The 9,184-nt window shown below is 59.3% G+C and carries 7 protein-coding genes; all 7 read left to right on the forward strand.

The window, feature by feature from the left end:
• The coding region (locus tag ACH2EH_RS20115) for a hypothetical protein (protein WP_395144494.1) at positions 1-332 on the forward strand (332 nt) is incomplete at its 5' end.
• Between the two features lie 49 nt (positions 333-381).
• Positions 382-966: a hypothetical protein gene (locus ACH2EH_RS20120; RefSeq protein WP_395144496.1), complete on the forward strand. Its 585-nt coding sequence runs from the start codon at positions 382-384 to the stop codon at positions 964-966.
• A gap of 133 nt (positions 967-1,099) precedes the next feature.
• Complete coding sequence (locus ACH2EH_RS20125) at positions 1,100-1,999, forward strand: ExeA family protein (protein ID WP_395144498.1); 900 nt, start codon at positions 1,100-1,102, stop codon at positions 1,997-1,999.
• A 292-nt stretch (positions 2,000-2,291) separates the two neighbouring features.
• Positions 2,292-2,444 carry a hypothetical protein gene (locus ACH2EH_RS20130; protein ID WP_395144499.1) on the forward strand — a complete coding sequence of 51 codons (153 nt, stop codon included), beginning with the start codon at positions 2,292-2,294 and terminating at the stop codon, positions 2,442-2,444.
• Between the two features lie 77 nt (positions 2,445-2,521).
• Positions 2,522-3,541, forward strand: a complete 1,020-nt coding sequence (locus ACH2EH_RS20135; RefSeq protein ID WP_395144501.1) for a helix-turn-helix domain-containing protein — start codon at positions 2,522-2,524, stop codon at positions 3,539-3,541.
• Positions 3,542-3,734: 193 nt separating this feature from the next.
• Positions 3,735-7,376: a tetratricopeptide repeat protein gene (locus ACH2EH_RS20140; RefSeq protein WP_395144503.1), complete on the forward strand. Its 3,642-nt coding sequence runs from the start codon at positions 3,735-3,737 to the stop codon at positions 7,374-7,376.
• 60 nt (positions 7,377-7,436) lie between these two features.
• Positions 7,437-9,167 carry a hypothetical protein gene (locus ACH2EH_RS20145; protein WP_395144504.1) on the forward strand — a complete coding sequence of 577 codons (1,731 nt, stop codon included), beginning with the start codon at positions 7,437-7,439 and terminating at the stop codon, positions 9,165-9,167.
• The last annotated feature ends 17 nt before the right edge of the window (positions 9,168-9,184 follow it).

Below are 9,184 nucleotides of genomic sequence, written 5' to 3' on the forward strand. Positions count from 1 at the left end.
CCCACTCGATTCCCTCCTGGCTCAAATCGGAGCGACGCTTTGAGCCAGGCACCATCTCAATCTCTGCGACAGCCCAAGGTGTTCTGAGAGCTGCCCACATATCCTCGGAGACGCTCATCGCCCGGCACTGCTCCGGAGACTTCGGAGACATCTCGGAATCGGACAGCTACACAAATGAGACCAATCTCCCATCGGGAGGGCATGTCACCAGCGTCTACTCACTCCCCAGGTTTCCTCTTGGTCTGGGCCGCGAACAGATCTGGGTGTGCTCGCTTTTGCGGGAAGGCTGGACCTACATCTGCATCCAGAGCGAAGTCGGCAATGTGCTCTAAGAAACAGACCATATGCTCTGATCGACATACTGGCACGAAGGGAAAATCCATGAGAAACGTTCGATACTTATGCGATTGTGGAGCGATCAATACCATTCCGCTCCGGACTCGCTTGCGCGGCAATAAGCCCGCCCTCTTTTACTGCTCTGATTGCGGCAAGCCTAGCTACGATATTTGCAAGCAGTGCGACAACCGTACTCCAAGCGGGAGCGGGCACCGGTTCTGTCAGTCCTGTGGGGCAGAAGGTGAGGCGATCCAAGTTGGGACTCGGGTCATTGTTATGGCTCGTAACCTGCGGGAATGCGTCTTTGCCATCCCCTACAGTGCAGGTCTGGGATGGCTTTTCTGGTATGGGACAGGCTACCTTCCCAAGAAACCCACCCCGTGGTTTCCAAGTAGCTTCCTGGCTATCGCGGAGATCGCGCTGCTCATCGGGCACCTCTGCCCACTCTATACACTCCTGACGGGTGAGCGCTTGGCCCCGCTCACCTGGCGAGCCCTCTCGCGCTACGGCTTCTCCTTTTCAGAGCACGACGACTCCATCCTGATTCGACAAGCCCTGAAGTTGCGAACCCGAGTAAAAGCCATCCGACGATGGGTTCAGGCACAAAAAAGAAAACTACGGAAGTCTTGATTCCAGAGAGCGGGCAGAATTTTTGGGGTCTCCATTCCTCACCCTCGCAATGCTACTTGGCAAAAAATGTTTTCAGCAGGTATAATCCCGTAACTTTGTTACGCGGAAGTGACTTCCGTGAACGAGGAGGATAATGTACGAACCATTTTTCGGGTTGAAGGAAATTCCCTTCACGGTCATGCCTGATCCGCGCTTTGCCTTTCGCTCACTAGGGCACAAGCTCGCAGAGGGACGGATGCGCTTTGCTGCGGACTATAAAGCTGGTCTTGCCGTGCTGACCGGCCCTGTCGGCTCTGGGAAGACGACAACGGCCAACATGCTCATCAACGACTGGGACGGCGATCCTACCAAGGCTGTCGCCTACTTACCCACTGCCGATGATCGGGGCCGGGCTGCTTTCTTAAGGCGCATCATGGATGGCTTTGGTATCCAGCAGAGTGCCCGCAACTATGCAGCCAATCGCTCGATTCTGGAGGAGTTCCTCCTGGAGGCCCACAAGGCCGGTCGGCATGCCGTGTTGGTCATCGACGAGGCCCAGAAGATCCACCCGGAGAACTTCGACACTATCGTTGACCTGACCAACTTCCAGACAGCCACCGAGAAATTCATCACCATTATCCTCATTGCCCAAGACAACTTCGCCAACAAGCTACGCACCAAGGACGCCTTCACCAGTCGCATCGCCTTTACCGGCCACCTTGACCCTCTCTCCTTCGACGACTTTCAAGGCATGATAGCCCACCGCCTTACCGTGGCCGGGGCCAAGCTGAAGAACAAACCTGCCAAGGGCACTGCGGACTCCATGCCTAACCTAACCGCCTTCCTGACTGATGATGCCTTGGTCGAGGTGTATCGGATTACAAAGGGGGTTCCAAGAGACGTCTGCATGTTCCTCTCTACCCTCTTCCTTGATGCCTTTGTGATCGATAGTAAACCCATCACAAAGGAGCAAGTCACCAATACCCTGACGGAAATGGCTCGGCTCAAGAAATGGCCGGTAGCAGCGTCCGTTGGCACCACGAAGGAGAAATAGCATGAGCACCCCACTAGCGGAACTACGCGCATTGAACGTGAAGAAGCAGCGAGAGGCTCAGGAAGCCACCGTGCCAGAAACAGACAATAAAGAAAGTCAGTCATATGACAATATGACAAGTCATACGACTGGCCAGCCAGAAATACAGAAAGAAAGGCAGTCAGCACGTCAGGAAGCTGACCAGCCTGTAAGTAAGCCAGTCAGAAAGCAGGTAGGCAAACAAGCTGCCCCGTCATCTGTACTGCAAACCATTAAAGCGACTGTCCAGCAAGCTGGTGACGATGCGCCTGCCTTGAAGACAGTGACGATCAAGCTCGCACCAGGCCTAGACCGGCGTGTGGAGGAGCACTGCTTCGCCACGGGTCGCAAGAAACAAGATGTCGTTCGTGACGCACTACTACTCTACTTTGAGACAGTGGAAGCCATTGAGCGAGGAGAGGCGTAAGAGCCGTGGCCAGCACTGAAGCCAATTCAGAGTTCAAGTATCGAAGCCCTGTAGACGCCAAGGGGTACACGATGCTGATGAACTGCGTTCTGTACGACACCTCTATTTCCGATGGAGCGAAGGTGACGTACATGATGCTGCTGGACTTCGCACGCCAAGAAGAAAGCTGCTTCCCCGGCCAGCTCAAGCTCGCTGAGCGCCGCAGCACCACGGAGCGCACCATCCGCAATCACCTGGTCGAGCTGCAAGGGCGAGGACTTATCTCAATCGAGCAACGGGGACACATGAAGACTAACGTCTACTGGATTGAAGAGGTTCGCTCCGTCTATGTCCCGCCCCAGGAGAGTGACCGGAAGAATTTTTCCGCCAAAGAAGACGCAGTAGTAAAAAGACATAGATATAAGAAGACAGAAGCGTTGAACGTTAGCGAGGACGAAGCACTAAACCCAGCTCCCTCAACGCCCAACGAGGAGGGAAGGGGCATATATGCCATACGAGACAAAGCCGTCTCAGAACTCGTCGCTCTCACAGGAGACGAGGGGAGCCTCAGACGCTTTCAGCAGCTCTGGGAGGTCGCAGAAGGCAAAGGGGCGCTAGAAGCCTGGCAAGCGGCTCTACGGGCCACACAGAGGCGTCTAGGGGGCAATGCAAAACAAGGCTTAGACCGGCCAGGAGCCTACTTCGACAAAATCTGTGTGGGCGAACTGGAGAAACGCGAAGTCTTCGTTCCCACCATCGCCCAGAAACAGGCAGACCTTGGGGTGGGGGATGCTGTGCGCCAAGGGCTCTTCGGTGACGAGACTCTCCTCGTCGCCGAAGAGGAGCCAGCGCCGCAAGAGCCGATAAGTGTAGTGGCTGTCGCTCCGCCGATAACTGCTGCGGAATTAGTAGCTGAACTGGCCGCACTGGAGAGTCAGGGTGGGGCACCCTACGAAGCCTTCCAGAGCTTCTGTGAAGCCGAGCGAGAGCGCTACTCGGCAGAGATGGGAAAGGTTAGCCCGACGAGCCGTGAACGTCTCCTGGCCGTCTTTGATCGCCCAGATAAGCAGCGGGACTTATTCCAAAAGTGGAAAGTAAGCGGACAAGAAATCGGTTGATGATATCTAAATTTTTGAGACTTCGAAGTCTCTTATGAGGGTGTGCAGATGTGCATTTTAAGGAAGGTTTTCGTTGTATTCCTATCCTCGTCGCAAAGGAGTTGGCGCGATTGAGAGAGTTTTGAGAGACCCTGCAGGTAACATTTCTTCGTTCGCTAACCAACCCCATTGCGAACACGGAAAATAGAGCAGCATGAACGAACCGTGGACTATTTCGATGTTTGGTGGACTGCGTGCCCGACAGACAGAGCGCACTATCTCTCGCTTCCGCACCCAGAAAACCGCGGTGCTTCTGGCGTACCTCGCCTATCACCGCCACCGGAGCCATCCGCGTGAAGTCCTGATTGAAATGCTCTGGCCGGAGGCAGAAGCGGAATCCGGTCGTCATAGCCTCAGTCTTGCACTCTCCTCGCTCCGCAGTCAGCTGGAGCTACCCGGAACGCCTTCGGGATCCGTTATTGTCGCGGATCGCTGGTCGGTGGAGTTGAACCCGGACGCCTTTACGACGGATGTGGCGACCTTCGAGCAGGCGCTACGCTCTGCTGCCCAGACGCGAGAAGATGCCCGGAAAGTGGATGCCCTGCGGCTTGCCGTGGAGACTTACACGGGGCCGCTCCTGCCCGGATTTTACGAGGAGTGGACGATTGCTGAGCAGGAGCGACTTGCGGAGCGGTATCTCCAAGCATTGCGCCAGCTGACCACGCTCCTCGAGAAATCATCAGAGCTAGCCGCCGCCATTGAGTACGCCCACAAGGCAGTGGAGACGTCCCCGCTTCGCGAGGAGACGCATGGCGAGTTGATTCGCTTACTGGCAAGGGCAGGGCAGCCGTCTGCCGCCCTGCGTCAGTACCGCGAGCTGGAACGTCTGCTGGATCAGGAATTTGGTGAAGTGCCGGGGAGTGCGCTACGCCAACAGGTGAAAGAGATTGAGCGGCGGGAATACGAACAAACTCAAGCGTACGAACAAACCCAGGTGGTGGAGCTGCCCCCCCTGCTGCGCCCGGCAACCCTTCGCATGCCCACGGCGGAGGCGCTTCCTACCGGAACGGTTACCTTCTTGCTTACGGATATAGAGGGATCAACCGGGCTCTGGGAGAAGAAGGGGGAAGCGTTCCGCGCGGCACTCAGTCTGCACCACGCGCTGCTCCGCAAGGAGTTTCATCGGCACGGCGGCTACGAGTTCAAAGAGGCAGGTGATGGGTTTATGGCGGCGTTTTCCAGTGTGGGGGATGCCCTTGCCTGCGCGGTCGCCGGACAGCGGGCACTGGGAGCGCAGGCATGGCCGGAGGGCATCGGATCGGTTCTGGTGCGCATGGCGCTTCATACCGGCGATGCGGAGCTAGAGGAGGGCGACTACCACGGCCCGACCCTCCACCGGGCCTCGCGGATACTCAATGCGGCGCATGGCGGTCAGACGCTCTGCTCCGAGGCGACCAGTAGCCTGCTGAGGCGTGATTTGGAGACAGAGGTGCGCCTGCGCGACATCGGCGTCTACCGACTACGGGATGTGGAGCTACCGGAGCGCCTGTTTCAGGTTGAGTTCGCCGCAATGGCGAAGAAAGAGTACCCACCGCTGCGCGCCGAGCGTGCGCACACGGGCAGTCTGCCGCTGCAGTTTACCCGCTTCTTTGGGCGCGAAGCGGAGATGGCGCGAGTGCAAGCGCTTCTAAGAACAGACGACGGCGCGGCGCGATTGGTCACGCTGACCGGGCCAGGGGGAACAGGCAAGACGCGCCTCGCGGTGGAGACGGCGGCCCGCCTCGTGGAGGCGTTCCACGGAGCCGTCTGGTTCGTGCCGCTCGCGGATATCGCCGATACCGACCTGCTGCCAGATGCTCTCTTAGAGGCGATGCGCCTTCCTCGATCACCTGGTGAGGATGCGTTTTCGCAAGCAGTGAGTGCGCTTTCACAGAATCCCTCGCTTCTTGTGCTGGACAATATGGAGCAGGTAGTGGAGGGCGGGGCGGACTTTGTGGAGCGCCTACTCCAGGAGGTTCCCTCACTGGTCTGCCTCGTAACCTCCCGGCAATTGCTGGGGCTTTCGGGGGAACACGAGTTCGTGGTTCCTCCACTGCCGACTCCCGGCGGTAGCGGCGACACCCCCGAGGGCCTGGGTGTCTATGGGAGTGTGCAGCTCTTCGTGGATCGTGCGCAGGCGGTGAAGCCAGATTTCAAAGTAACCAACACTAATGCCGCCGCTGTTGCCGAACTCTGCAACCGCCTGGAGGGCATTCCCCTGGCCATAGAGCTGGCGGCTGCCCGCGCTCTGGTGATGACGCCCTCCCAGATGCTCAACCAACTGGCGCACCGCTTTGAGCTGCTGGTGAGCCGCAAGCGCGGGGTCGCGGAACGGCAACGAACGCTTCGGGCGGCGATTGACTGGAGCTATCGTCTGCTCTCGCCGGAGCTGCAGCAGTTCTTCGCCCGGTTGTGCGTCTTGCGCGGCGGCTGGACGGTTGAGGCCGCCGAAGCCGTCACTGGCGAACCCTTGACCCTGGATATGCTAGCGCAGCTGCGGGAAGGGTCATTGATCCAAACCGAAGAGGGCGTCGCCGAGATGCGCTTTCGGATGCTGGAATCCATCCGCGATTTTGCCTGCGAGCAGCTAGAGGCGGACGATCGAGCCCAGGCGGAGCAGGCGCACGCGGCGTACTATCAGTGCTTCACACAGCAGGGCGAGGCTCAGCTGCGTGGCGAGCATCAGCAGGAGTGGCTGCACCGCCTTGAGGAGGCGCACGACAACCTGCGCGCCGCGATTGTCTGGGCATCGCAGGAGCCGGAGCGCGTGGAAACGCACCTGCGGCTGTGTGGCGGCCTCTGGTACTTCTGGTCCATTCGCGGCTACCTGACGGAGGGAAGACGACGACTGCACGATGCCCTCGCGCGGGTTCCAGCCGAGCATCCCGAGTACGGACGGAGCGAACTGCGGGCCGGGGCGCTGACTGGCGCGGGCGCACTAGCGCTCGACCAGAGTGATGACCAGGAGGGAAGGAGCCTGCTAGAAGAGAGTGTCTTACTCTGGCGCGAGCTGGGCGGCAACAGTGGGCTGGCCGCCACACTGAACTTGCTGGGCAATGCCCTTCTGGAGCGAGGACAGATGCAGGAAGCCCTTGCGCACTATGAGGAGGCACTGGCGCTCTACCGGGCCTTGGACGACCGGCGGGGCGCGTCTATCCTGCTCAATAATCTAGGCGTGCTGGCACAGGATGAGGGGGATCTGGACCGTGCCGCCCGCTTGCTCATTGAGAGCGTCCGCTTCAAACGGAGCCTGGGCAATTTCTATGGGCTGGCGAACTCCCTGGACAGCCTGGGCAGTGTGGAGCGCAGCCGGGGAAATGTGGAACAGGCAGCGAAGCTCTATGCGGAAGCACTGACCCTTCGCAAACAAATCGGGCATCGCTCTGGCATAGCCATCTCGCTCAATAATATGGGCCATCTCGCGCTCGCACAACGCAACCCGGAGTCGGCTCGCCTCCACTTCGTTGAAAGCCTCCCTATTTTCCGTGACCTGGAGGAGAACGAGGGGCTCGCGGAGTGTCTCTCTGGTCTGGCGGGTGTTGCCACGTTAAATGGCGAGCACACGAGCGCCGCCAAGCTCCTCGCCGCCCTCCGCGCCCTGCGTGCAGCGGAGGGGATTCAAGTTCCGCCCGGTGAGCAGGAAATAGAGCTGCGCCTGATTGCGAGAGTGCGTGACGCGTTAGGCGAGGCGGCTTATACGCGCGCGGTGACCGAGGGGGAGCAGCTCGACTGGGAAGACGCGATCGGGCTCTTGATCGGCCCGGGCAAAACAATATCAAGTATTTCTTCTGTTATTTCTTCGGCCCTGAAATCTTGAGAGAGTTTTGAGAGAGTAGGCTTATTCAATGGCGCTATCCGTTCTCAAAGGAGTTAAACTATGAATCGATTCAAGGCTGTATTGCTGACAGCCTCCACGCTGGGATTAGCAATGCTCGCGCCACTGGCGCACGGCCAGACCACGCCCGCGTACACCTTCGTGGACCTCGGCACCGCCTTCAACCTGACTGCTGAGGCAACCGACATTAACGACGCCGGACAGATTACCGGTCATACCTACGACGGCACCAACATGCGCGCGTTCCGGATTACTCCGGTCAATGGCACCTGGTTTCAGGGGAGCGGGAACATCAACTCGCTCATGGCTCTCGTCACCACCGACGGCACGCACCCGTACAGCCAGAGTCTCGGCATCAACAAGTGGGGGGAACTCGCCGGTCAGGCACTCGGGAGCGGATACACGTCGCCGCAGAACGCCTTCTTCTGGCGGACAGACCTGAGCGGGGTTAAGCTATCCAATGTTCACTCCTGGGCCTTTGGTATCAACGACAACGGCTCGGTTGCCGGAACCATCTACCCGAACAAGGGCGGTTCCCTCGAAACCATCTGGCGATTGGTGAACGGCAGTTTCGTCGCCACTACTATTCCCCGCCCTACCGGGTCTTCCGGTGGAATCGCCCAGAGCATCAACAACCTGGATCAGGTCGTGGGATACTTCGATCAAAGCAGCGGCGCGACGATCCAGCCCTTCGTCTGGCTGCCCGCTCCTGCCTACGGCCTTCCGGCAGGGACCACCATTTTACCAACGCTGGGAACCGGCGGCACTGCCCTTCGGATTAATCAGACGGGGTCTATCGTCGGCCATACGTTTGTCGGCGGTCAGTCGCAGGCGGCTCTGTGGACCCCGAACGGGAGCGGGTATTCCGTCCAGAACCTGAGCGGACCGGAGTGGCTGTTCAGTTCCGCCTATGTAGCCAACAACCCGGAGGTGGGTGCGTTGCTCACGGTGGTCGGCACTTCCCGAAACACCTTCGGGGAAGACCGCGCGTTCGTGTGGGATTCCGCAACCGGGATGCGGGATCTGAACACGCTGACCGTGAATGGCCCCCAGGCAAGTGTCACCGTCGCCAAGGCCGTGAACAAAGGCGGCCTGATCGTCGGCTACTACCGGCCGGTGGGCAGTACCGCATCACGGTCGTTCCTGCTGGTGCCGAACGCCACCCTCCCCGCCGCGACGGCGGTTCCCGCCTCGCCCTCAGACCTCTCGGGGGTGAACGGTTCCAATCAAGTTTCGTTATCGTGGGCCGACGGCTCGACCGACGAAAACGGCTTCCAGGTGAGACGCTCTGCGGATGGCGTTACCTACAAGCAGATTGGCTGGGTCGCCGCAAACACGGGGTTCTTTACCGACAACTTCGAGGACCAGTCGTATAAACCAGCCTACCGGTACTCCTACCGCATCAGCGCGTTCAACGTCGCCGGGTACTCGACCGGGGCGACGCTCGACGTCGTTACGCCGGGCGTGCCGTTAGCGCCGAGCGGGCTTGTCGTGGGGACGTATTCGAGTCCGCTTCGCGTTCGCATCGGGTGGCGCAACAACTCGAACACGCAGGATTCGGTGGTCGTGGAGCGCTCGGAGAACGGAGGGAGTTTTGCTCCCCTGACCACCCTCACGGACAGCACGGCGAGCAGCGTTGGTTCAATCGTTTACTACTATGATGCGGCGGTGGTGGGCAACCGCACCTATTCCTACCGCTTACGGTCGCACAGCACGAACGGTTCTTACTCTTCCTATTCAGCGGTGGTGAGTGCGACGACGCCGCGACGATAGAGACCTGGCGTTTCTCT

The sequence above is a fragment of the Armatimonas sp. genome (assembly GCF_043760365.1).
Taxonomy (GTDB): Bacteria; Armatimonadota; Armatimonadia; order Armatimonadales; family Armatimonadaceae; genus Armatimonas.